Annotated in this window: 22 protein-coding genes; 6 read left to right on the top strand and 16 right to left on the bottom strand. The window is 56.8% G+C overall.

What is annotated here, in order from left to right; translation table 11 throughout:
- Positions 1-87 precede the first annotated feature (87 nt).
- The 12 genes from pal to QE270_RS04650 form a co-directional block, all read right to left on the bottom strand.
- Positions 88-603, bottom strand: coding sequence for a peptidoglycan-associated lipoprotein Pal (pal, locus tag QE270_RS04595; protein ID WP_300035937.1), 516 nt, complete (start codon positions 601-603; stop codon positions 88-90).
- Between the two features lie 75 nt (positions 604-678).
- Positions 679-2,043, bottom strand: a complete 1,365-nt coding sequence (gene tolB / locus QE270_RS04600) for a Tol-Pal system beta propeller repeat protein TolB (protein ID WP_300035877.1) — start codon at positions 2,041-2,043, stop codon at positions 679-681.
- Positions 2,044-2,056: 13 nt separating this feature from the next.
- On the bottom strand, positions 2,057-2,836 hold the full coding sequence (locus tag QE270_RS04605) for a hypothetical protein (protein WP_300035880.1): 780 nt from the start codon (positions 2,834-2,836) through the stop codon (positions 2,057-2,059).
- 4 nt (positions 2,837-2,840) lie between these two features.
- Positions 2,841-3,302, bottom strand: coding sequence for a protein TolR (tolR, locus tag QE270_RS04610; RefSeq protein WP_300035883.1), 462 nt, complete (start codon positions 3,300-3,302; stop codon positions 2,841-2,843).
- Positions 3,303-3,304: 2 nt separating this feature from the next.
- A complete protein-coding gene (tolQ, locus tag QE270_RS04615; RefSeq protein WP_300035886.1) occupies positions 3,305-3,997 on the bottom strand; it encodes a protein TolQ in 693 nt (230 codons plus the stop codon).
- Positions 3,998-4,004: 7 nt separating this feature from the next.
- Positions 4,005-4,457 (bottom strand): YbgC/FadM family acyl-CoA thioesterase, encoded by a 453-nt coding sequence (locus QE270_RS04620; protein WP_300035889.1) that lies wholly within the window; start codon positions 4,455-4,457, stop codon positions 4,005-4,007.
- 90 nt (positions 4,458-4,547) lie between these two features.
- Positions 4,548-5,570, bottom strand: coding sequence for a Holliday junction branch migration DNA helicase RuvB (gene ruvB / locus QE270_RS04625; RefSeq protein ID WP_300035892.1), 1,023 nt, complete (start codon positions 5,568-5,570; stop codon positions 4,548-4,550).
- The gene (gene ruvA / locus QE270_RS04630) at positions 5,567-6,175 is read right to left on the bottom strand and encodes a Holliday junction branch migration protein RuvA (protein WP_300035894.1); all 609 of its coding nucleotides are present in this window, start codon (positions 6,173-6,175) and stop codon (positions 5,567-5,569) included. The genes ruvB and ruvA overlap by 4 nt, the downstream gene beginning before the upstream one ends.
- 84 nt (positions 6,176-6,259) lie before the next feature.
- The gene (gene ruvC, locus QE270_RS04635; RefSeq protein WP_300035897.1) at positions 6,260-6,730 is read right to left on the bottom strand and encodes a crossover junction endodeoxyribonuclease RuvC; all 471 of its coding nucleotides are present in this window, start codon (positions 6,728-6,730) and stop codon (positions 6,260-6,262) included.
- 10 nt (positions 6,731-6,740) lie between these two features.
- Positions 6,741-7,484: a YebC/PmpR family DNA-binding transcriptional regulator gene (locus tag QE270_RS04640; protein ID WP_300035900.1), complete on the bottom strand. Its 744-nt coding sequence runs from the start codon at positions 7,482-7,484 to the stop codon at positions 6,741-6,743.
- Positions 7,485-7,644: 160 nt separating this feature from the next.
- The gene (locus QE270_RS04645; RefSeq protein WP_295445355.1) at positions 7,645-7,887 is read right to left on the bottom strand and encodes a DUF2312 domain-containing protein; all 243 of its coding nucleotides are present in this window, start codon (positions 7,885-7,887) and stop codon (positions 7,645-7,647) included.
- Positions 7,888-7,944: 57 nt separating this feature from the next.
- Complete coding sequence (locus tag QE270_RS04650) at positions 7,945-8,247, bottom strand: DUF1244 domain-containing protein (RefSeq protein WP_300035905.1); 303 nt, start codon at positions 8,245-8,247, stop codon at positions 7,945-7,947.
- Between the two features lie 80 nt (positions 8,248-8,327).
- On the opposite strand from QE270_RS04650, the gene pyk reads away from it, so the two are divergent.
- Complete coding sequence (gene pyk / locus QE270_RS04655) at positions 8,328-9,776, top strand: pyruvate kinase (RefSeq protein WP_300035908.1); 1,449 nt, start codon at positions 8,328-8,330, stop codon at positions 9,774-9,776.
- A gap of 15 nt (positions 9,777-9,791) precedes the next feature.
- Here pyk and queA read toward each other — a convergent pair whose 3' ends face one another.
- Together queA and QE270_RS04665 are read right to left on the bottom strand one after the other, a co-directional pair.
- A complete protein-coding gene (gene queA / locus QE270_RS04660; RefSeq protein WP_300035911.1) occupies positions 9,792-10,820 on the bottom strand; it encodes a tRNA preQ1(34) S-adenosylmethionine ribosyltransferase-isomerase QueA in 1,029 nt (342 codons plus the stop codon).
- A 16-nt stretch (positions 10,821-10,836) separates the two neighbouring features.
- Positions 10,837-11,496: a peptidylprolyl isomerase gene (locus QE270_RS04665; protein ID WP_300035913.1), complete on the bottom strand. Its 660-nt coding sequence runs from the start codon at positions 11,494-11,496 to the stop codon at positions 10,837-10,839.
- 343 nt (positions 11,497-11,839) lie between these two features.
- Here QE270_RS04665 and QE270_RS04670 point away from each other — a divergent pair, with 343 nt between their 5' ends.
- Positions 11,840-15,013 (top strand): TonB-dependent receptor, encoded by a 3,174-nt coding sequence (locus QE270_RS04670; RefSeq protein WP_300035916.1) that lies wholly within the window; start codon positions 11,840-11,842, stop codon positions 15,011-15,013.
- A gap of 160 nt (positions 15,014-15,173) precedes the next feature.
- Here QE270_RS04670 and QE270_RS04675 read toward each other — a convergent pair whose 3' ends face one another.
- A complete protein-coding gene (locus QE270_RS04675) occupies positions 15,174-16,229 on the bottom strand; it encodes a hypothetical protein (protein WP_300035919.1) in 1,056 nt (351 codons plus the stop codon).
- 11 nt (positions 16,230-16,240) lie between these two features.
- Between QE270_RS04675 and QE270_RS04680 the strand changes: the two genes are divergently transcribed.
- Both QE270_RS04680 and QE270_RS04685 read left to right on the top strand, forming a co-directional pair.
- Positions 16,241-17,425 carry an aspartyl/asparaginyl beta-hydroxylase domain-containing protein gene (locus tag QE270_RS04680; RefSeq protein ID WP_300035922.1) on the top strand — a complete coding sequence of 395 codons (1,185 nt, stop codon included), beginning with the start codon at positions 16,241-16,243 and terminating at the stop codon, positions 17,423-17,425.
- A 50-nt stretch (positions 17,426-17,475) separates the two neighbouring features.
- Positions 17,476-17,763, top strand: a complete 288-nt coding sequence (locus QE270_RS04685; RefSeq protein WP_300035925.1) for a hypothetical protein — start codon at positions 17,476-17,478, stop codon at positions 17,761-17,763.
- Between the two features lie 131 nt (positions 17,764-17,894).
- On the opposite strand, the gene clpB is transcribed toward QE270_RS04685, so the two are convergent.
- Positions 17,895-20,471 (bottom strand): ATP-dependent chaperone ClpB, encoded by a 2,577-nt coding sequence (clpB, locus tag QE270_RS04690; protein WP_300035928.1) that lies wholly within the window; start codon positions 20,469-20,471, stop codon positions 17,895-17,897.
- Positions 20,472-20,682: 211 nt separating this feature from the next.
- On the opposite strand from clpB, the gene QE270_RS04695 reads away from it, so the two are divergent.
- Both QE270_RS04695 and QE270_RS04700 read left to right on the top strand, forming a co-directional pair.
- On the top strand, positions 20,683-22,791 hold the full coding sequence (locus tag QE270_RS04695; RefSeq protein ID WP_300035931.1) for a penicillin acylase family protein: 2,109 nt from the start codon (positions 20,683-20,685) through the stop codon (positions 22,789-22,791).
- 94 nt (positions 22,792-22,885) lie between these two features.
- On the top strand, positions 22,886-23,640 hold a 755-nt coding region (locus QE270_RS04700; protein ID WP_300035934.1), incomplete at its 3' end, for a pitrilysin family protein.

A 23,640-nucleotide genomic window follows, 5' to 3' on the forward strand; every position in this document is an offset into this window, starting at 1 on the left:
GCGCACTTTCTCAAATCAAATCCTACGTCCCAAGCCAGTGTCTCATCCGGATGGACCGGAGCAAGGCAACTGGCCTGAAGCCGACGTTTATCGAACGGTTACCGTCACCGCACGGCGGTTCTGGGCCCAGGACTGTTCGTCTGAACCCAATGCAGATGGCCGCTCCTTGCCATAGCTGACGGTCTGGATACGGCTCGCGTCGACACCGATGGAGGTCAGATAGTTTTTGGCCGAGTTGGCACGGCGCTCACCCAGCGCGAGGTTGTAGTCACGCGTGCCGCGTTCGTCCGCATGACCTTCGACGATGGCGCGTGTATTGGGATATTGGGCCAACCATTGCGCCTGACGCTGCAACACGGCTTGGTCCTCGGCATCAACATTGAAACGGTCGGTTTCAAACAGGATGCGGTCGCCGAATGCGCCAACCTGTTGCAGGAAATCTTCCTGACTGCCCGGTACGATCTGACCGGTACCGGCATTGGGATCAGCAGCGTTCTGGCCATAATCAGTGCCTTCTGCAGCTGGGGGCAGAGCCTCGACCTTTTTCTTGCCGCAGCCTGCGACAAGCGCGGTCGATACCATTAATATGGCTGCCATTTTGATCGTATTTGTCCTCATGATATTCTCCTTCGACTTGGCCCGAATGCGGTTCGAGTTTTTTATAAGAGTTAAACGTCTTTAAGGCAACACGGGTCCCCATGCCGGGTCTGAACCATCGATTGGCGTGGGCAATTGCCGTTCGTTGGAGCCGGTAAGGTCTACTTGCCAGATGCTTGTTTTACCACTTCCTTTTGCCGTGCGAAAGAACTGAATGACGCGGCCATTTGGCGCCCATGTCGGTCCTTCGTCCTGCCAGCTATCGGTGAGCAAGCGTTCGCCGGAGCCATCTGGACGCATCGTGCCAACGCGAAAGTCGCCCGCGATGCGGGTGAAGGCAATAAGGTCAGCGCGCGGGCTCCATTCCGGCGTCGCATAGCGGCCAGAACCAAAGCTGATGCGGCGTTGATTGCTGCCGTCGGCGTTCATCACATAGACTTGCTGGCTGCCCGAACGGTCGCTTTCAAACACGATCTGGCGGCCATCGGGTGAAAAGCTACCGCCGACATCAATACCGGGCGAGCTGGTCAGCTTTACAGGCGTACCATTGCCGCTGGCTGCAATTTTATAGACGTCGGTATTTCCCGACACGGCCATTGAGTACAATATTGTCTGGCCATCGGGCGACCAACGCGGCGCGAAAGTGGGGCTTGTTGACTGGGTAATCAGGCGCTGACGTCCGGCATCAATATCATAGACGTAAATACGCGGGTTTCCGTCGACATAGGACAGATATAAGATCGATTTGTAATTGGGCGAGAAGCGCGGTGTAAGCGCCGTCGACTGGCCATTGGTGATGAAGCGGTGGTTTGCGCCATCCGAATCCATGATCGCAAGCCGCTTTGTCCGTTTATTCTTTGGCCCACTTTCGGCGATATAGGCGATGCGGCTATCGAAAAAGGGAAGCTCACCCGTCAGCCGCGAATAGATCGCATCGGCACATTTATGTGCAGCTCTGCGCCATTCGCGCGGCGGCACGTTAAAGCCAAGGCGCGTGGTTTCATTGCCAAAACCGACATCATATAAATAACAGCCAACGGTTAGGTTGCCATCGCCACCAACACGGACAAAGCCCTGCACCAATTGTTCAACCGGGCGCGATTTCCAATAGTCAAATTGTGGTGTTGCGACCTCAGGCACGGTGATGGCCCGCAATCCATTTGGCCCCTGCGTTTCAAAGACGCCCGATGCGCGCAAGTCTGACGAGATTACTTCGGCGATCTGGCGGCCAAGCGCCACGCTGTTGCCCGCTGCCGTGTCGGCAGGCGCGGGCGCGACCAAAGCGGGCACCGCGATGGAGCGGGTTTTGGAGGTGTCGAATTCGACCAATTCGGGTTCATCCGATGCAGGCGCAGCGGGCGGCGTCGTTTGCGCGATGGCGGTTTGCGTGCCCAAGATGAAAAGCAGGAAAAACGCCAGTTTCCGGTTGCGTGCGAAGAGTGACATATATCTCATTCCTTTATCCCGTAGCGCGCAAACGTAGCGCGTGGGTTTTCCAAACGTCATAATATTCTGGGTCAAGCCCGTTATAAGGCGATGCTGCACGCACCGCTTGCAAGATGCAATCTTTCAAAGGACCTGCTTGCGGCTGGTTGCTGGCGTTTTTACCATCCTGCTTGTCAAAGCGGACCGAGGTCAGTTTGCCGGTCGGTTCAAGGTTCAATGTCACAAAGGTCTCGATTTTATTGATGTCGATGCCCGATGGCGCACAAGCGCGCACGCGGCTGCGGATTTGGCCAGCGATGCTGATACTGACCGAGCGGCGCACTTCGGCAGCGGTTTTGGCAGCAGGTGTACCCACGGCCTTGCCCGCGCCGGGGGCCTTGCCAATATTGTTGATGCTGTCGAGAAAGCTTCGGCTTAGCCCGCCGGGCTTCGCAGGCGTTGTGCTCTTGCCGCTGACTGCTGCTGCCTTGGTAGGGGGCTGCTTCACAGGCTTCGAGATAGGTTTGGCCTGCGGCTTCTCCATCGGCTTTGCGATTTGCATTACTTGTGTCGGTGCAGGCGGCGGCTCTGCCGGCGCAGCGTCACCTGGGGCAGGTGGCGCAGAATCCTCTTGAATCGCATCGGGCGCGGTGGAGATATCGGCAATCTCGCCCACCAAGGATACGGAAATAGACTCTTGCTTAGGCCCGGTCTTTGCAGATGCCAGCAGGCCAAGCGCAAATGCGCACAGCAAGAGGGCATGGCCGCCAACCGCCACGCCAAGTCCCAATTTCTCCGTCCGATCCATTGCCATCTTGTTAGCTGTCGTTTGCTGAACCGGTGGTGACTAGGCTCACGCTGTTCAATCCAGCGCGGTTCAATTCGCCCATGACGCGCATCATCTGGCCATAGCTGATTGCCGTATCGCCGCGTAGCATGATCTGGCGCGGGGCGTCGGGTGTCTGCGCAGCGGCGATTTCTTCCAACCGCGGCGCAAGCTCTGCGGGCGCAACTTCTGTGCCGTCGATAAAGGTCGCGCCATCGCGGTCGATTGCAATTTCAATGGGTTCATCCTTTTGATCCAGCGCGTTGGCGCGGCTTTCTGGAAGCTCGACAGGCACGCCTGTCACGAGCAAGGGTGCGGTGACCATGAAGATGATGAGCAAGACCAGCATGACGTCGACAAAGGGCGTGACGTTGATGTCTGCCATCGGCGCGCGCCTGCTCCCCCGCCTGCGCCCGCGTCCGCCACCACCGTTTGATGATGTGTTCATTGCCATGTTTAAACCTCAAGCTCCAATTCGCGGCTCAACGTGCCGTGAAAGCCGTCGGCAAAGCGCCCCATGCGGGCCTCATATTGGTTTAGCCGGTGCGAGAATCGGTTATAGGCGATGACCGCGGGGATGGCGGCGAACAGGCCGATTGCGGTGGCAAACAACGCTTCGGCAATGCCCGGTGCCACAACCGCAAGGCTGGAATTCTGCTCCGCCGCAATCGCCGCAAAGCTGCGCATAATGCCCCAGACGGTTCCGAACAGGCCAACAAATGGCGCAACCGATCCCGTGGTCGCAAGGAAGTTCAAACGATTAGCAAGGCGGTCGGTTTCTGCGGCAATGGTCGCATCCATTGCGGTGGCGAGCCGCTCGCGCGTTCCGGAACGGTCAATGCTTTTGCCATTGGTCGATAGCCGCCATTCGGCCATGCCTGCGGCAAACACCTTGGCCACGGGCAGGTCGTTCTGGCTATGCGTTTTGGCGAAGGCTGCGATGTCGGAACTGCCCCAAAATTCGCGCTCAAATGTGTCGCTCTTCTTGTTAATACCGGACATTTTTACGGTGAAGCTAAGGATGATCGTCCATACCCAGACGCTGGCCAGCGCGAGGCCAATGATGACCGACTTGACCACCAAATCGGCATCCATAAACAGTTTTATTGGTGAAAAACCCACATCTTGGGTCGCGGTGAGCAAGTCCATGAATATCCTATTCTACGTGTCTGTTTATAATAAGCTGGAACGCCGCAACCCAGTGCGCAGGTTGCCGGCGCGGTTTGCCGTCTGGTGAAACAAAGGCCGCAGTTACCTGGGCCTCGGTGAGTATGTCGTCGCCGCGCATGACGGTTTGATGAATGTCGCAACTGGCTGCGCGCACCGCTTCGACGGTGCTGATGACCACCAAGGCATCGTCAAAATGCGCAGGGCGGCGATATTTGATATGCATTTGCGTGACCGCATAGGCGCCTTGGCCCGCCGCATGCACCGTGCGCTGGTCAATGCCAACGCAGGCGAGCATGTCCGACCGTGCGCGCTCCATGAAGTGCAGATAGCGCGCATGGTAGACGACGCCCGAAAAGTCGGTGTCCTCAAAATAAACCCGCACAGCAAACAGGTGCCGCGCGCCGTCAAAATGGCCTTGATAGGGAGTAGGGACGGTCATCAATGAAATGCTTAACCGTTGTCGAGTCCGGCGGGAAGAGTTTTTAGTTTGCGTGCGCTCAATTGGTCGCTTGAAGTGCTCCGCACAACGTTATGCGTCAAATAATCCGTCCTGTGATCCGGCTGGCGGATTGAGGCCAAGATGCTTCCAGCCCGGCGCATTGAGGCAACGACCCCGCGCCGTGCGCGCGATCAGGCCCAATTGCAGCAGATAAGGCTCAACCACGTCCTCGATTGTGTCGCGCGGTTCCGATAGGCCAGCGGCAAGCGCCTCAACGCCAACAGGGCCACCGCGATAGATATCTGCGATCATGTGCAAATAGCGCCGGTCCATCGCATCAAGGCCAAGCGCGTCCACTTCAAGCCGGTTGAGCGCGCCATCCGCGATCTTGGCGGTCACAATGGGCTCACCTGCAACATTGGCAAAGTCGCGCACGCGGCGGAGCAATCGTCCGGCAATACGCGGGGTACCGCGCGCGCGCTTGGCAATCTCGTTCGCGCCATCGGGGGCAATGCCCAGATCCAGCAACCGCGCCGCGCGGGTGACAACCAGTTCAAGCTCTGCATGCGTGTAGAAATTGAGCCGCACCGGAATGCCGAAGCGGTCGCGCAATGGCGTGGTCAACAATCCCTGCCGCGTGGTTGCGCCAACAAGGGTGAACGCCGGCAAATCAATCCGCACCGACCGCGCCGAGGGGCCTTCGCCGATCATGATATCCAGCGCACGGTCCTCCATTGCGGGATACAGAATTTCCTCGACCACGGGGCTTAAGCGGTGGATCTCGTCAATGAACAGGACGTCGCCATCTTCCAAATTGGTCAATAAAGCCGCCAAGTCGCCGGATTTTGCAATGACTGGGCCGGACGTCGCGCGGAAACCTACGCCCATTTCCTTGGCCACAATCTGCGCCAATGTCGTCTTGCCAAGCCCTGGTGGGCCAAAGAACAACACATGGTCCAACGGCTGGCCACGGCCCTTCGCCGCCTCAATAAACACCCGCAAATTGTCCCGCGCCGCAGCCTGACCGATGAACTCGGCAAGCGTCTTGGGCCGCAAGGCAGCGTCGATATCTTCTGGCCGTTTGTCCGGCGTGGTGATGCGGTCTTCGCTCACCGCGACGCCCGCTTCAACGCCAGTCGGACCAACGCATCAAGCGTCGCATCTGGGCCAAGCTCTTCAACCGCTAGCGCCACGGCATTGCCTGCCTCACCGGGCTTGAAGCCCAGATTGCCAAGTGCAGACATGGCGTCTTGTGCGTGGTTGCTGGCCGCAGCGCCGGTTGCCATCAGCTTCGCGCCGCCGCCGATGCCGGCGAGTGCGCCGACCTTATCCTTCAATTCATTGACGATGCGGCTGGCAAGTTTTGGGCCGACACCATTGGCGCGCGCGACCATGGCAGCGTCACCGCTGCCGATCGCAAGGGCCAAGTCCTGAGGTTCAATCGCGGACAATATCGCCAGCCCGACCTTGCCGCCTACGCCCTGCACGCCCGTCAGCAGGCGGAACCAGTCGCGTTCTTCGCGTGTGGCAAAGCCGATGAGGCGCATGTCATTTTCCGACACCTGCATTTCGGTAAAGACGGTGGCAAAATCATCCGTCTTGCCCAATGCCGATAATGTCCGCGCGCTGGCCTGCACCAGATAGCCGACGCCATTGACGTCGATTACCAGATGGTCAACGCCCGTTTCGTCAATGCGGCCATATAGCTTTGCAATCATTCTGGCGGGTTAGCTGTTCGTTACCAAATCGGCAAGCAAAAGAGAACATCGTGGGAACAGGGGCAACAAATCTCTGTTAACCCATTAACCCCTGATATGATGCGCGTGCGTGATCGCAACGGCCAACGCGTCCGCCGCATCTGGCCCGGCAAGTTTCAGCCCCGGCAACAGGATACGCAGCATCGCCTGCACCTGCTCCTTTTCCGCTTTGCCTGTGCCAACAACGGATTTCTTCACCAGCCGCGCGGCATATTCGGTCACGGGCGTGTGGTTGCGCGCTGCACCCAAAAGCACCACGCCGCGCGCCTGCCCAAGCTTCAGCGTCGATTGTGGGTTTTTGTTGACGAACACTTCTTCGACCGCGGCATAATCGGGGCGAAAATGGTCTAGCACGGCCCGCAGTTTCTCGTCGAGCAGCACCAGCCGGCTCGCCAATGGCATTTTGGCGTCGGTTTCAATTTCACCATTGTCGATATGCGACAGGCGGTTGCCTTCCTTACGGATTACGCCCCAGCCAGTGGTCCCAAGGCCGGGGTCGAGACCCAAAATAATCATGACGACATGATCATCCCAGTTTCGCCATCACCTCGTCGGACACGTCGAAATTGCCCCAGACGGTCTGGACATCATCGTCATCTTCCAGAGCGTCGATCATTTTTAGCAGGGTCGCGGCATTGGCTTCGTCCACCTCAACCAGAACTTGCGGTTTCCACGCGAGCTTTGCGCTTTCGGCCTCGCCAAGCGTCGCCTCGAGCGCCTTAGCGACTTCATGCAGGCTATCCATCGCAGTCCAGATGCTGTGTTCGTCTTCGCTGGATTCCACATCTTCCGCGCCAGCTTCCAACGCGGCTTCAAACACGCTGTCGGCGTCGCCTGCATTGATTGGATAGCTAATCAGGCCCATCCGGTCGAACCCATGGCTCACCGCGCCCGATGCGCCAAGATTGCCGCCATTTTTGCTGAATGCGGTGCGCACATTGGTCGCGGTGCGGTTGCGGTTGTCGGTCAATGCCTCAACGATGATCGCAACGCCGCCGGGGCCATAGCCTTCATAGCGCATTTCATCGTAGCTTTCCGCGTCGCCGCCCGCTGCCTTGTCGATCGCACGCTGGATATTATCCTTGGGCATCGATTGTGCCTTGGCTGCGTTGACCGCAAGGCGCAGACGCGGGTTCATGTCGGGGTCGGGCATGCCCATTTTCGCCGCCACGGTTATTTCGCGCGAAAGTTTGGAAAACTGCGCCGAACGTTTCTTGTCCTGCGCACCTTTACGATGCTGGATATTCTTGAATTTGCTATGGCCTGCCATGGCTCTACTCTTCTCTGGCTAAAGGATAGGATGTCGCGCCCTTACATCAGGCGCACGCCATTGGGCAAGCCATGTGCTTTAATGCAACTTCACCGCAGTCGCTGACAACGTTGCCATCGTCACGCCCTGATCAAGACGGTGACGGCGTGCTGGTGCGGCGTTACGCGAGACCAAGCGCCGATTTATAGGTGTCGAGGATCGCTTCCATTTCCTGACGATCGTCTTGGGTCATTTTGCGCAAGCGCACGATCTGGCGCATGATTTTCGCGTCATAGCCTTGGCTCTTGGCTTCGGAGTACACATCGCGGATGTCGTCGGCGATGCCCTTTTTCTCTTCTTCCAAACGCTCGATGCGCTCAATGAAAAGACGCAGTTGATCGGCTGCGATATTGCCTTCGGCCATGATGTTCTCCCTGTGGTGTTGGTTGGGGCAGAGGCCCCGAATCAAGATGACAGCGCCTTAATGCGATGGGGCGTTTTTCGCCACGCTTTCCTGCATCCGTTGCAATTGCGCGGGCGTTGCGTCGCTTTGATACTTTGCTTTCCACTCTGCGGCGGGCATGCCGTGGATAAGCGTTCGCGCTTCATCCTTGGTGAGCTGCCCGTCTGCTTCCATCACCCAGTCGGCCAGGCAATTGCGGCAAAAGCCGGCTAGGCCCATCAAATCGATGTTCTGTGCATCATGCCGGTGTTGCAAATGTGCGACGAGGCGGCGAAATGCCGCGGCGGCGGCGGCCTCTGAAATGTGCGTGTCCTGTTGCATAGCTATGCGCCCTTTGCGTTGTTGATGTGCCGCGTTATGGGGAAGGTGAACGTCAAAATCCATATCGCGGAGCCAATTTCATGCAATATCACAAGCCACGCATGCGCAAGGTCCGCATATTGGCGACATTGGGCCCGGCGAGTGACACGCCTGAAATGATCGAAAAGCTGTTCCGTGCAGGCGCAGATGCTTTCCGCGTCAATATGAGCCATGGCGAGCAAGCGGATAAAGCGCAGTTGATTGCCAATATCCGCGCGCTGGAAAAGGCGTATAACCGGCCAACAACTATCCTGGTTGATCTGCAAGGTCCCAAATTGCGTGTGGGAAGCTTTGTCGAGGGCAAGGTTGAACTCCACAAGGGCGACAGCTTCCGGTTGGATACGGACCCGACGCCGGGGGATGCGCAGCGTGTGCATTTGCCCCACCCCGAAATTTTCGCAGCGTTGGAAATCAATGCGCGGCTGTTGCTGGACGATGGCAAGTTGGTGTTGCGGGTAACCGAGATTGGCCCGGACCATATTGTAACGAAGGTCGAGGTTGGCGGGATGTTGTCGAACCGCAAGGGCCTGAATGTGCCGGACGTTGTGATCCCGATTGCCGCGTTGACCGAAAAGGACCGCTCGGATCTCGCCTTTGCATTAGAACAAGGGGTGGACTGGATCGCGATGTCCTTTGTCCAACGGCCAGAAGATGTCGCCGAAGGCAAGAAGCTGATTGGCAATAAGGCGGCTTTGCTGGCCAAGATTGAAAAGCCTGCGGCTATCGGACGGTTGGAAGAAATCATCGAGTTGGCCGACGGCGTGATGGTTGCCCGCGGCGATCTGGGCGTTGAAATGCGCCCTGAAAAAGTGCCGCCCTTGCAGAAGAAGATTGTGTCGACAGCACGGCGCATGGGCAAACCGGTGGTTGTGGCAACGCAAATGCTGGAATCGATGATCGTCTCGCCATCACCCACCCGCGCCGAGGTGTCGGACGTTGCGACGGCAATTTACGACGGCGCCGATGCCGTTATGCTGTCGGCGGAAACTGCGGCCGGGGCATGGCCGATTGAGGCGGTGTCTATCATGGACCGCATCGCGCAGGAGGTTGAAGGCGACCCTGATTTCTTCAAGCGCATCCATTTTACCGAAACGCCAGCAGATGGCACCACTGCCGATGCCTTGGCCGAGGCCAGCGGGCGGATTGTCGACACGGTGGAGACCAGCGCGATCGTCTGCTTCACCTCATCGGGCTCCACTGCCCGCCGGATATCGCGCGAACGCCCCTCTGTGCCGCTTCTGGTGCTGACGGCAAGTCAGTCGACCGCGCGCCGCCTGGGTTTGCTGTGGGGCGCCTTCGCCGTGCGGACCAAGGACATTGGGTCGTTCGAAGAAATGGTCGCCAAGGGTAAGCGCATGGCGCTGCGTTATCATTTGGGTGTCGCAGGTGGCCGTATCATTATAATGGCAGGCGTGCCTTTCGGGACGCCGGGATCAACCAATGTGCTGCATATCGTGCGCCTGACAGGTGACGAATTGAAGGACCATTGAGACTGTGCGCCTTGGCTAAGGCAACAAAAGGCTGCTGTCGCCATAGCTATAGAACCGATATTCGTTAGCGATGGCATACGCATAAGCCGCTTGCATTGTCTCGCGGCCTATAAACGCGCTGACCAGCATGAACAGGGTTGATTTCGGCAGATGGAAATTGGTCATTAGGCCGCCAATCGCCTTGAATCGGTAGCCCGGCGTTATGAAGATGTCGGTGTCGCCTTCGAACGAGTGTACGAGGCCATGTGCATCCGCTGCGCTCTCAACCAAACGGAGCGACGTTGTGCCAACCGCGATCAACCGCCCGCCTGCTGCGCGCACATTGTTCAACCGTTTGGCCGTTTCGGTGTCAATGCTGCCCCACTCGCTGTGCATCCGATGTGCGTCAGTGTCGTCGGCCTTAACGGGCAGGAATGTGCCTGCACCCACATGCAGCGTCAGCGTCGCCGTTTCGATACCTGCCGCTTGGACTGCGTGCATCAATTCCGGCGTGAAGTGCAAAGAGGCCGTGGGCGCGGCAACGGCGCCATCCTTTTGCGCGAACATCGTCTGATAATCTTGCGCATCGCGTGCGTCTGTCGGGCGCTTGCCTGCGATATAGGGTGGCAAGGGCATGGTCCCTGCACGTTGCAGCAGGGTTTCGACAGGTTCATCGCCTTCGAAATGCAGGGTGAAGCGGCCGTCGGCATGGCGTTCTTCGGCCGTCGCGCTAACGTTATGACCAAACTCAATGCTGTCGCCGGGGTGCAGGCGTTTGGCGTTGCGGATAAACGCCTGCCACCGCCGCAGGTCGATCCTTTTGTGCAGCGTCGCACCTATGGCCGCATCCCCGCGCCGCCCCTGAAGCTGCGCCGGAATAACCCGCGTATCGTTGAAGATGAGGCAATCGCCCTTGCGCAACATTGCCGGCAGGTCACGTATGGTCTGGTCGCTTAGGTCGCCCCCAGCGCCAACGCGCAGCATCCGCGCCGAATCCCGGGGCGCAACGGGGCGCAGGGCAATCCGCTCGGGCGGAAGCTCGAAATCAAATAAATCAACACGCATGGAGAGCTATGTCCGATTAAGTTCCGCTGAGCCGGTCTAAGGTAATCGTTGCTTCAGGCGCCACAGCAGCGACCGGCGCAGCAAAGGCTGGCGCCGCGACATTGTCAGACGCTATCGATGCTTGAATGACTGTGCTTGGGTTCACTGGCGGCTCACCGCGCTCAATTGCGTCTACAAACTGCATGCCCGATGTTACGCGGCCAAAGACGGTGTATTTTTTGTCAAGGCTGAAGCGGGGTTGGAAGCAAATGAAGAATTGGCTGTTGGCTGTGTCGGGTTCATTCGTGCGCGCCATCGATACGGTGCCGCGCAAATGCGGCGTGTCGTTAAATTCTGCCTTAAGGTCGGGAAGCTCGGATCCACCCTGGCCGGTACCCTTGGGGTCACCCGTTTGCGCCATGAAGCCATCGATCACGCGGTGAAAGATAACGCCGTTATAAAAACCTTGCCGCGTCAATGTCTTGATGCGCTCGACATGCGTCGGGGCGACAGCGGGAAACATTTGAATGGTTACGCGGCCGCCAGTGGACAAATCTAGCACCAGCATGTTTTCGAGATCCGGCGTGGTTGGCGCTGATACAGGCGCGGTAGTTTGGGCAATGGCCGGAGACAGTGCCGCAGCAACGATGCCGAGCAAGAGAATAGACAGCTTTGAAAATATCGAACGAAGGGACATGAATTGCGTGCCTCAGAGAACTGGATGCCCATCCTTTAACCAACGAGGCTGTCGCTGTCATGAACCATTTTCAATGGCGTGCGGGTGCAGAAGCAAGCGACATCAAATAGGCTTTAATCCTACTGTTGCATAAAAGTGACATTATTGAAATATATTTGTAACTTGGCTGCAATTTGTTGCGTGGACTATGAACATTTGGCAAGGCGCACTCAATCCGGATGCGATCCATCGCGTTGCCGGCGCCGTTTGTGCGCCTTGCGTTCATGGAAAAGCAAGGGAGTTGTAAAGCCAATGGGCCGGCAGCTATGCTGCTAAGCCACGGCGTTAATTAAGGGGTAATACCGTGAAAAATACACGTATCAGCAATTTGAAATATGCAGCGGCACCGCTTGCACTGGGTCTGGCGTTGATCTCGACGCCGTCATTCGCTCAGGATGCAGCTGCCGAAGAAGAAAACGGCACCGAAATTATCGTTACGGGTTCGCTCATTACCAATCCAAACCTGGAGCGATCGGCTCCGGTTAACTCAACTTCTTCGGAAGAAATGGAACTTCTGCAGTCCAATCTGGCAGAAGAACTCCTTCGTGAAATCCCAGGCGTTGTCGCCTCGATCGGTTCTGCCGTCAATAACGGTAACGGCGGCGCTTCCTACGTGAACTTACGCGGCATTGGTTCAAACCGCAACGTCGTCTTGCTTGACGGTGATCGGATCGTTCCTGCGGGCTTCGGCGGTCAGGTCGATTTGAACAACATTCCGCTCGCTCTGGTTGAGCGCGTTGACGTTCTAACCGGCGGTGCATCGACGACTTATGGCGCTGACGCCGTTGGTGGTGTTGTTAACTTCATTTTGAAGAATGATTTCTCCGGCTTGGAAGCTCAGGTTTCGGAGCAGCTCACCGAAAAAGGTGACGGTAACGTTGCCCGTGCTGACTTAACAATTGGCGCAAACTTCGATGACGGCCGCGGTAACGCCGTATTCGGCATTGGCTACCAGCAAGCAGATCCAGTGTATCAGGGTGCGCGCGATGTGTCGCTCACTACCCTTGATACCTACAGCGGAACGGCTATTGGTTCGGGCACATCAGACCCGGCGCGCTTCGGGGGTGGTCGCCTGGTCAGCGGTACAGGCAATGGCGGTACCAACCAGATAAACGCAGCTGGACAGCTTGTTCCGACCTTCCAAACGTTTAACTTCAACCCATATAACGTCTTTCAGACGCCGTTCGAGCGTTACAACATGTTTGGCCAGGCGCGCTACGAAGTTAGCGATGCAGTCGAAGTATATTCGCGTGGTTTGTTCTCCAAGAACACGGTAAACACGATCATCGCTCCATCGGGCGCGTTCAGCATCGCCGTGAACATTCCTTTGAATAACCCGTTCTTGCCTGCCGCTGCGCGTAACCAGTTCTGCGCATTCGACGTGAACCCAAGCGCGGCGGTTTATACCCCACGCTTCACACAAGCGCAGTGCGATGCCGCAGCTGTCTCAACCTTGCGTCCTGGACAGGCCGGTTATCTTGAAGTCGGTACTGGCGGTGCTTCTGCAACTGCTGGGACGTCCGGCGACGGGTTTCCCGTAGCTCAACCATGGCAGCCGTTCGACCTTAACGGCAACGGTGTGCTTGAGGCAGGGGAAGGCTATAACCCTAATCCGCAGTCACTTTTTTCCCGTCGCGCTGTTGAAGCTGGCCCACGTATTTCGGAATATGTCACGACAGTATTCGATTACCGCTTGGGTGCGCGTGGTTCGATGACCGACTCAATCGACTGGGATATCACAGGTGCCTATGGCGAAAGCGAAAACATTCAGACGATTAAGGGCTATACCTTAAACTCGCGTTTCCGTCAGTCGCTTCGCGCAGGTGGAACAGCGGCGGCGCCGGTCTGTTTTGTCACTACAAACAACTGCGTTGCAGCAAATGTGTTTGGCACCATCCAGCAAGCAGCAATTCCGTTTTTGGTTCAGGAAAGCTCCGCCTTTACGAAAACCTCGCTTGCACAGGTCAAGGGAACCATCACCGGCGATGCAGGCGTTACTAGCCCATTTGCTGAAGAGCCCGTGGCATTTGCAGTCGGCGGTGAATTTCGTAAATATACCGCACGTCAGGGCGCTGATGCCCTTGCCAAGGGCGGCGACCTTGGCGGCGCCGGCGGCGCAACACCAGACATCAAAGGTGGCTTCGACGTGTATGAAGCCTTTGGTGAAGTTGTTGTGCCAGTGGCCAGCGACAAGCCATTCTTGAACAGCCTGACTGTTGAAGGCGGCCTTCGTTATTCGTCATACACAGTCGACGCACCAGGTAACCCATCGTACAACACCACAACTTTTAAGGCTGGTGGTACTTGGGAGCCAGTCGAAGGTCTCGCGGTTCGGGGTAACTTTGCGCGTGCCGTTCGTGCACCGAACATTGGTGAATTGTTCTCGCCAGTGAACACTGGATTGACCAACCTTGGCACTGATCCGTGTGCGACGGTGAACACGGCTGGCGCTGTGTTGCCAGGACGTCCAGCCACTGGCCCAACCGGTGAGCTTCGTGCCGTCTGCTTGGCGCAAGGTGCCAATGTGGGCAACATCAACTCGATCCCCCAGCCTAACGCAGGCCAGGTGAACTCGACTGGTGGTGGTAATGTGAACGTTAAGCCTGAAACGTCGGACAGCTTCACTATTGGTGCGATATTCCAGCCAGCCATTATCCCAGGCTTCACTGCATCGCTCGATTATTACAAAATCAAGGTAACGGGTGCGATTTCGTCGCCTACCCCTGGCGACATAATTGCAGCTTGCTTTGGTACGAGCGTATTTAGCCCAGCTGCTGGCGCATCGACCTCGGCAGCTTGCACCAGCATTCGCCGTAGCCCTTCCGATGGCAGCTTGAGCGGTGACCCGAGCACTTTTACTGGCCTGCCTTCGGTTCTGTCGAACGCGGGTGCCATTGAAACTGACGGCATCGACTTGATCGTGAACTACAAGACGGATCTTACCGACAAAATCGGTTTGGCCCTGTCGTTCAACGGTAACTACACGTTCAATTCGGCGTTCAACGCGTTCGTGGCGAACCCAGAATCTGTCAATCGCGATTGTACTGGATATGTCAGCTCCAACTGTGGTTCACTACAGCCAGACTTCTCATGGTCGCAGCGTACAACATTGTCGTACGGAAAGGTTGATGTGTCGTTGTTGTGGCGTCATCTGTCTGCGATCGAGCAAGAGCCACTTGACGTGGAAGACGGTGGAGCGTTCTTTAGCGGAACGATCCCTGCGTCAGTCTTGGGCCTTGGCGGTCAGACACTTAACTTCGGCAAGATCAAAGCCTATGACTATTTCGATCTTTCGGCGCGTATCAATGCCAGCGAAAATCTGACCTTCACCGTTTCGGCTCAGAACTTGCTGGACAAGGATCCGCCGGTGACCGGCAACAATGCTGGTTCGACATCGTACAACAGTGGCAACACCTTCCCGTCGACATATGACGCGTTGGGACGTCGCTATGCTGTAACGGCAAAGCTGCGCTTCTAATTTGAAAAGCACTTAAAGAAACAAGGGGGCGGGCAGCAATGTCCGCCCCCTTTGTTTTGCCAAACCAAGACGCCGAACCAAGGCGCTAAAGCATGATCCGCAAGATTGGGTTATGTTAATTTGGGTAAAGCGCGGCCCCCAAGAGGTATAGCCGACCGCTTCAAAAGCGAAGCGCATGCTCCAACGTCAGCGGGACGTTGGCAGATTGCGCGACTGCTTCGGCCCAAATCAGGACCTTTTCAATTTCGTCGCCATGCGCGGTCTGTGCCAATGCATACTCCGCGCGCCGGTCCTCTGTCCGGAAACTACCGCCGAACTTGCTATGCGTGCCAAATGCGGGATGCGCTGCGTTGGCTGCGGCATGATCACCCAGTCCAAAGTGGGACGCGGCAGCCAACAGAGCCTTGTCCGGATTTGCTGTCAGCCGTTCACTGTCCAAAGTCGCAATGCGTTCAGCTCCGAGCTTTCGCGCAATGTCATGAAACAGCTTTTGCTGCGCCAACCAGCCGACCGCGGCCACTTGCAAATCGGTCTGCCGGAAAAAATCACTCGGCTCGAAACCAAGCTCCACTATGCCGTCTGCAATTTGCCCCTCCAATAACTCGCGACACCATAGTCGGCACCACAGACCCTTGCGGGCCACCGACAAAAGGAACACCGAAAGTGGGGCATGCACGAGAATGGCTTTGCTGGAAGGTCGCATGGCCAGCGATGCGGGGGCAAGTGCATTGAAGATATTGGACGGTTTTACAACAACCGCTAAATCGTCGGCAAAGGGACGCGCGAGCATATCTAGTGCATCGCCCAATCGTTCAGCGACCGCCACAGGTGGCGCGCCGCGACGGCGAAAGCCGACAATGTCGTTCAACAAAACGGGTTCCTTCAGGCCCATCGATAGGCCCGGAAGATCAAACCCGTTGGCGAACATGGTCGACGCACAAAAGGCCGAATGCAAAATAAAATGCAGGTTAGCGTTTTCAGCATTGGTCGCCCTGGCTTCGCTGCGCGATAGGACGATCGGGTGTGGTTCCACGCCAAGATATTCATCGGTGAGGAAGGTCGCGGCATTGTGCGCAGAACGGCTTACATGACGCAGATGAAAGACATCTGCCGACGCGTCATAGCGATGCGCAAGCCACGCGCCGTCGTTCCAAATGTCGCTATTATTAATCGCCATGACATCATCGACCTTGCCGTTTCTAACGGTAAATGGCAAGCATTCGCCTTATGAACAATAGCGCACCACCGGCGGAAGCGGCCCAACTGAACAGCCAAGGCATGCTTGCACTGCGCGCCGGAAGCTATGCCGAGGCGGAGCGCCTGTTCATGGCGGCGGTTATGCATGACACTATGTCGAGCGCGCTGTGGCGAAATGTTGCAACCGCACGGCGCGCGCAAGGTGATGACGAAGGTGAAATGCAGGCGCTGGACGCCGCAATTAACATCGACCGCCGGGACTTCATGGGTTGGCTCCGTAAGGCCGAACTGCATGAACGCACAGGTGCAAAGGCGCAAGCGCTGGTCGCTTGGAGTGGCGTGCTTCAAATGGCGGCGCATGTATCAGACCTATCTCCGGATATTGCAGCGGCATTGCAAAGGGGACAGGCGTTTGTTTCGCAAGCGACGCTTCAGATTGCGGATGCGGTTAGCACGGAACTGGCGCCATTATCTGCTGCCATGGATGAAACAGAACTGCGCCGCAGTCAGGCATTCGTCGATGTGGCATTGGGGCGTCGGCGGACCTATGTAAACACATGTGACGGCCTATATTACCCCTTCCTTCCGGCAGATGAATTCTTCGACAGGCATCATTTCCCATGGATGCCTGCCATTGAGGCTGCCACAGACGAAATACGCAAAGAATTAGAGGCGCTGCTTGCCGATCCGGGCGACGCGTTGCGGCCTTATGTTAAGATGGATTCGGGTACCCCTGAGAATAAATGGTCAGCTCTCGACCGGTCACTTGACTGGGGTGCATGCTTTTTGTGGGAATATGGGCAACCAAATAAACCCGTTTTAGACCGCTGCCCGCATACGGCGGCGGCCTTGGCCAGCCTACCGACCGCAGCCCTTCCCGGTCGTGCACCTAGTGCGTTTTTCTCCATATTGAAGCCGCATACCCGAATTCCGCCACATACAGGTGTGACGAATACCCGTGCGATTGTTCATTTGCCGTTGATAGTGCCCGAGAATTGTGGTTTCCGCGTTGGTGGCGAAACCCGCGAATGGCAGGTGGGGAAGGCTTTTGCCTTTGATGATACCATCGAACATGAAGCTTGGAATGATAGCAATCACAATCGTGCGGTTCTTATCTTTGACGTGTGGAACCCTCATTTAACCGTTGCAGAACAAAACGTCATCGCCCGTTATTATACTGCGGCTGACGCAACAGGCTTTAAGCTTGCGCGTTGAGGGCTCCCTTGAGATGTGTTAGTCAGCAGAAATAATCAGGGAATATTTTTATGCGGTCTCTCTTACTTGCAATGTTGGCTATCGGCTCAATGTCATCGGCTTCGGCCCAAGCACCAGTTCAGGTATCGGCAGCCGAAAAGGCCTCCAACGCACCCAGCAACAAAGTTTCCGACCCTGACCAAGCCACGCGGTGTCGCACCGTTAGGGTGACAGGGTCACTGGTGAAAAAAGGGAAGGTTTGCAAGACATTGGCGCAGTGGCGCCAGATAACAGAATCTGGTAATGAACTCGCCCGTCGCTTGGTGGAGGACGGAACTTCACGCCCAGGCGGTCAGTAAAGCTACTTTCCCCGGCTATATCCCGGAAATCAATTTGAAACCTTCAAAAGCTGTTGCATGACTATTCTATAACATTCTGGTTACGGGCACTTAGCTCCGCAATCAGAATGTTCTCGGCGCAAAGTGCTCCCCTATACCACAAACTTCAAAGCCCCATCACCTTCGTCAACCGCAACCGTGCTGCTATCCGGAATTTCACCGCGTAACAGCATGTCGGCCAGAGGGTCCTGAACATATCGCTGAATAGCGCGCTTAAGCGGGCGTGCGCCGTAGACCGGATCATATCCCACACGGCCAAGCCACGTTTTTGCCTCTTCGGTCAGCGACAGCGTAATCTTTCGATCCTTCAGTAGATCCTGCACGCGCTGGACCTGAATATCGACAATCGGCGCCATATGATCGGGGCCCAAGCGGTGGAACAATATGACCTCGTCCAACCGGTTCAGGAATTCCGGCCTGAAATGTCCGCGCACGATGTCCATAACTTGCGGCTCGACCTCTTGCACGTCCTGCCCGTCTTCCAGCGCGGCGAGATGCTGGCTGCCCAGGTTGGACGTCAAAATGATCAGCGTATTCGAGAAGTCGACGGTGCGGCCTTGGCCATCGGTCAGGCGGCCATCGTCCAACACCTGAAGCAGGATGTTGAACACGTCGGAATGCGCTTTTTCGACCTCGTCAAATAGGACGACTTGATAGGGCCGACGACGTACGGCTTCGGTGAGCACACCGCCCTCCTCATATCCGACATAGCCCGGAGGCGCGCCGACGAGCCGCGCGACGCTATGCTTTTCCATAAACTCGGACATATCGATGCGGACCATCGCATTGTCATCGTCGAACAGGAACGAAGCGAGCGCCTTCGTCAATTCAGTCTTGCCGACGCCCGTTGGCCCAAGGAACAGGAATGAACCAAGTGGGCGGTTCGGGTCCTGAAGCCCGGCGCGGGAACGACGGACGGCCTTCGACACCGCCGCGACCGCATCCTTCTGGCCAATCACGCGCGCGCCGATAAGCTGTTCCATGTTGAGCAATTTATCGCGTTCGCCCTCAAGCATTTTGTCGACCGGAATGCCGGTCCAGCGGCTCACCACGCCTGCGATATCCTGTGCGGTCACTTCTTCGCGCAGCATCGCGTTGCCTGCTGCGGCCTCGGCTACCTCCAGTTGCTTTTCCAAGCCCGGTAGCGTGCCATATTGCAGCTCGCCCGCCTTGGCGAGGTCGCCCGAACGCTGCGCTTGTTCCAACTCGATGCGCGCACCATCCAGACATTCTTTGATCTTCGCTTCAGCGGAAATCTTGTCTTTCTCCGCCTGCCAACGCTGCGTCAGTTCAAGCGATTGCTGTTCCAGATTGGCAAGCTCGCCCTCCAGATTGGCCAAACGATCCTTGGACGCTGCGTCGCTTTCCTTGCCAAGCGCTTCGCGTTCGATCTTAAGCTGGATGATGCGTCGGTCGAGCGTTTCAATCTCTTCAGGCTTTGATTCCACTTCCATCCGCAAACGCGATGCCGCCTCGTCCATGAGGTCGATGGCCTTATCGGGTAGAAATCGGTCTGAAATATAGCGATGCGATAAGGTCGCGGCGCTTACCAACGCGCCGTCGGTGATCCGCACGCCATGATGCAATTCGTATTTTTCCTTCAACCCGCGCAAAATCGAGATCGTGTCCTCGACCGTCGGCTCGCCCACAAAAATGGGCTGAAACCGGCGCTGCAGTGCGGGGTCTTTTTCGACATGTTTTTGATATTCATCGAGTGTCGTTGCACCAATGCAGTGCAGTTCCCCGCGCGACAAGGCCGGCTTGATGAGGTTGGCGGCGTCCATCGCGCCCTCGCCTTTGCCAGCGCCCACAAGCGTATGCATTTCGTCGATGAACAGGATGATGTCGCCCTGTGCCTGCTTGACCTCATCAAGCACGCCTTTCAACCGCTCTTCAAACTCGCCACGATATTTTGCCCCTGCAATCAGCGCGCCCATATCGAGCGACAGCAATTTGCGGTGCTTCAAGCTATCAGGCACGTCACCATTGGCGATGCGCAATGCCAGCCCCTCGGCAATTGCGGTCTTGCCAACGCCGGGCTCGCCGATCAGCACGGGGTTATTCTTGGTACGGCGGGCAAGGATTTGGATCGTACGGCGGATTTCTTCGTCGCGGCCAATGACGGGGTCAAGTTTACCCGCGCGCGCGACTTCGGTCAGGTCGCGTGCAAATTTCTTGAGCGCGTCGTAACGGTCTTCGGCGCCAGCGGTGTCAGCAGAGCGGCCACCCCGCAGGTCGTTGATTGCGGCGTTAAGGCCCTCGGCGGTAATGGCTGCTGCTGCCAACGCCTTGCCTGCGGTGGTGGTCTTGGCGAGCGCAAGCGCAAGCAACAAGCGTTCGACGGTGACATAGCTGTCGCCAGCCTTTTGCGCGACCTGTTCGGCGGCATCGAGCACGCGCACTGCGTCATTGTCGAGGCCGGGCGTTTGTTGTGCGCCGCCGCCGGACACCGCGGGTACCTTTGCCAATGCCGCGTCGGTCTCGCGCAAGGCCGTTGCCGCATCCCCGCCAGCGGCCTTGATAAGGCCCGACGCCATACCCTGCTCGTCCTCCAGCAGAGCTTTCAAGAGATGCTCAGGCCCAATTCGCTGATGGCTCATGCGAATGGCAACGGTCTGCGCGCTTTGCAGAAAACCCTTGGCGCGGTCCGTGAATTTTTCGAGGTTCATGCGCTATTTCCTAAAATGCCGACGGAGCCTTTGTCACAAAGGCTTCATGTCCACACAGAATGTAGTGCGGCATTTTCGCAACACAAGTATGGGCACAAATGCTTGGTCGCGCGTTTGCGCGCAGAGGTCTTCCCTTTCGCAAAGACTTGGCTATGCGGTTTACGAGACAATCGGGCCGACAGGTAATGTCTGGTCGCGGGGGGAGAGAGTGATGCGGAAATTTTTGTGGGCGTCTTTGGCGGTTTTTGGATTGGTTGGGGGTGCCGGCGCGTTTTGGGAACCGCTGGCGGCAACGGGATATGAAGCGCAGACAGGGACATATGATGTCGAAATTGTGCGCGACGAATTTGGGGTGCCGCATATCAATGGCAAGACCGATGCCGACACCGCTTACGGCCTTGCTTACGCCCATGCCGAAGATGATTTTTCAACCATAGAAGATGTCGTAGCCATGACGCGTGGTCGCTATGGTGCGCTCGTCGGCTCAGATGGCGCGAAGGTCGATTATGTCATGCACCTGCTCGGTGCGCGCGAAACGGCCGAAAATCATTATATGGAATTGTCGCCTGAGGTTCGGGCGGTCTGTGAAGCCTATGCCGCTGGTTTGAACTATTATGTGTCCAAGCATCCGGGCGAAGTGCGGTTGTCGAAGCTGTTTCCTGTGACCGGAAAAGACATCGTCACGGGCTTTGTTCTGCGCGCGCCCTTCTTTTACGGGCTGGACGGGACAATCGCGGCACTTACCGAAGGCAAGCCGCAGCCGAAAGACAACGCTGCGCCTATGACGCCGATTGGCCGCGATCCAGATTTGAACGGCTCCAATGCATTTGCGATTGCGCCAAAGCGCATGGCCGATGGCAAGACGTGGCTGATATCCAACTCGCATCAGCCCTATGAAGGGCAAGTTGCATGGTATGAGGCGGTTACACATTCGGGCGAAGGGCTGGATATGGCGGGCGCTTTATTCCCGGGATCGCCTTTCGTGTTGCTTGGCCATAACCGCAATCTTGGGTGGACCAACACCGTCAACCGCCCCGACCTTACCGATGTCTACAAATTGGTGATGAATAAGGCCGGTGACAAATATCGGTATGACGGCAAATGGCTGTCCCTGACAACGACGCGCGTCTGGCTGCCCGTCAAAATGGGGCCATTCGCTTTGCCCGTGCCGCAGACTGTGTATAGTTCGATCCACGGGCCAGTAATCAAAAACGACAAGGGCTATTTCGCTATCCGCTATGCCGGCATCGACAGCGTTAAAGCCGTTGAGCAATATTATCGTAACACAAAGGCGACCAATTGGGACGAGTGGAGCAAATCCATGTCGATTGGCGGCGTCCCCGCCACAAACTTTATCTACGCCGACAAAACGGGCCGTGTTGCCTATATCTACAATGCGCTCTTTCCCGACCGCAAACCGGGCTATGATTATACTAAGCTGCTGCCGGGCGACACATCCGCAGTCATGTGGGCCGGGCCGGTTGGCTTTGACCGATATCCCAAGATTGTGGATCCAGCATCTGGCTTTGTCCAGAACGCCAACAACACACCGTTTCTGGCGGCTGGGCCCGGCTCCGAAATGGACCCGTCAGCCTATTCCCCTTATTTGGGCATCGAACTTGGCATGACCAACCGGGGCTTGCGCGCAACCGAGTTGCTGGCCGCCGATACGTCGATCACGCCAGACGAGTTGCTCACGATCAAGATGGACATGACCTACAGCAAACAAAGCTGGGTAGGGGCATGGATGGCGTCCTTTGCGGTGCTTGACCTGAAAGATACGCCGGAGCTTGCCAAAGCGCAAAAGCTTCTGGCCGGTTGGGACTGGACAAGCGATGGCAAAGGTAGTGCCGACGCTTTTGCCGAGCGCATTATCCGCTTTGGCGCACGCCCGCACTGGCGCGGCGACACAATGCCCGATGCGCGCAGTACGCTTCGGGAGGCGGTGACTGAGTTCACAAGCCGCTTTGGACGCATTGATCCACCGCTCGGCGATATTCAGCGGTTGCGGCGTGGAAACGTCGATGTGCCGATGCTTGGCGGAACCGATGCCCTGCGTGCGACAACCGCGTGGGATGCGGATCAAGCCGATGGCAAAATGCGCGTGAAACATGGCGACAGCTTCATCATGCTGGTGCGTTGGGACAAGGCTGGAAATGTGTTGTCCGAATCCATTCAACCTTATGGCGCGGCGACAACGCGGCCCGAATCGCTGCATTACACCGACCAGATGAAATTGTTCGTGGCGGGCAAATATAAGCCAGTTCATTTCGAATGGGCCGACGCCGTGAAGCACGCCAAACGTCGCTATCGGCCATAAGCGCCGTTCGTCGAAAATTTTAGGCAGTTACGTTGCGTTTGCCGGCTTTGTCACTATCTCTGACGGTAATGGTTTTTAACTTTAGGAGCAAAATATGATCCGGAAATTGACCCTCGCGCTTTTGATGTCAGGCTCGGCACTTACCGCGCAGGCCCCCGCCTTGGCACAGACGCCGGCACCTGTTTCGAAACTCGTAGACGCGGTCAACATTCCGCATGAGAAATTTACGCTCGACAACGGCCTGACTGTTTTGGTGCATGAAGATCGCAAGGCGCCCATTGTTGCTGTGTCGATCTGGTATGGCGTTGGGTCAAAGAACGAGCCAGAGGGCAAAACGGGCTACGCACATTTGTTTGAGCATATCATGTTCAATGGCAGCGAAAACGCACCGGGTGATTATTTCGAATATACCAAGAAAATCGGCGCGACCGACCTGAACGGTACCACATGGCTGGACCGCACCAATTATTTCCAGACCGTACCGACCACGGCGCTGGAATCTGCATTGTTCCTCGAAAGCGACCGTATGGGCTATCTGCTCAATGCCGTGACGAAGGAAAAGCTTGATAACCAGATTGGCGTTGTTTCGAATGAAAAGCGTCAGGGTGACAATCAGCCATTTGGCTTGGTCAGTTACAAGCAGTCAGGGACATTATTCCCCGTTGGGCACCCTTATCATCATAGCACGATCGGCAGCCTTGAAGACCTATCGGCGGCTTCGCTCGATGATATGAAAAACTGGTTCATCGACCATTATGGCCCAAATAATGCGATTTTGGTTCTGGCCGGTGACATCAATGCGGCCCAAGCGAAGCCTTTGGTGGAAAAATGGTTCGGCAAGATTAAGCG

This window comes from Sphingorhabdus sp. (assembly GCF_029865925.1).
In the GTDB taxonomy this organism is placed as follows: domain Bacteria; phylum Pseudomonadota; class Alphaproteobacteria; order Sphingomonadales; family Sphingomonadaceae; genus Sphingorhabdus_B.

Coding starts and splice junctions, on each gene's coding strand:
- queA (WP_300035911.1), bottom strand. CDS start 10,820: ATGCGTGTTGATTTATTTGATTTCGAGCTTCCGCCCGAGCGGATTGCC.
- tolB (WP_300035877.1), bottom strand. CDS start 2,043: ATGTCACTCTTCGCACGCAACCGGAAACTGGCGTTTTTCCTGCTTTTC.
- QE270_RS04680 (WP_300035922.1), top strand. CDS start 16,241: ATGAACAATAGCGCACCACCGGCGGAAGCGGCCCAACTGAACAGCCAA.
- ruvA (WP_300035894.1), bottom strand. CDS start 6,175: ATGATTGCAAAGCTATATGGCCGCATTGACGAAACGGGCGTTGACCAT.
- QE270_RS04695 (WP_300035931.1), top strand. CDS start 20,683: ATGCGGAAATTTTTGTGGGCGTCTTTGGCGGTTTTTGGATTGGTTGGG.
- ruvC (WP_300035897.1), bottom strand. CDS start 6,730: ATGATTATTTTGGGTCTCGACCCCGGCCTTGGGACCACTGGCTGGGGC.
- pyk (WP_300035908.1), top strand. CDS start 8,328: ATGCAATATCACAAGCCACGCATGCGCAAGGTCCGCATATTGGCGACA.
- QE270_RS04645 (WP_295445355.1), bottom strand. CDS start 7,887: ATGGCCGAAGGCAATATCGCAGCCGATCAACTGCGTCTTTTCATTGAG.
- QE270_RS04605 (WP_300035880.1), bottom strand. CDS start 2,836: ATGGCAATGGATCGGACGGAGAAATTGGGACTTGGCGTGGCGGTTGGC.
- QE270_RS04620 (WP_300035889.1), bottom strand. CDS start 4,457: ATGACCGTCCCTACTCCCTATCAAGGCCATTTTGACGGCGCGCGGCAC.
- tolR (WP_300035883.1), bottom strand. CDS start 3,302: ATGGCAATGAACACATCATCAAACGGTGGTGGCGGACGCGGGCGCAGG.
- clpB (WP_300035928.1), bottom strand. CDS start 20,471: ATGAACCTCGAAAAATTCACGGACCGCGCCAAGGGTTTTCTGCAAAGC.
- QE270_RS04665 (WP_300035913.1), bottom strand. CDS start 11,496: ATGTCCCTTCGTTCGATATTTTCAAAGCTGTCTATTCTCTTGCTCGGC.
- QE270_RS04640 (WP_300035900.1), bottom strand. CDS start 7,484: ATGGCAGGCCATAGCAAATTCAAGAATATCCAGCATCGTAAAGGTGCG.
- QE270_RS04685 (WP_300035925.1), top strand. CDS start 17,476: ATGCGGTCTCTCTTACTTGCAATGTTGGCTATCGGCTCAATGTCATCG.
- tolQ (WP_300035886.1), bottom strand. CDS start 3,997: ATGGACTTGCTCACCGCGACCCAAGATGTGGGTTTTTCACCAATAAAA.
- QE270_RS04650 (WP_300035905.1), bottom strand. CDS start 8,247: ATGCAACAGGACACGCACATTTCAGAGGCCGCCGCCGCCGCGGCATTT.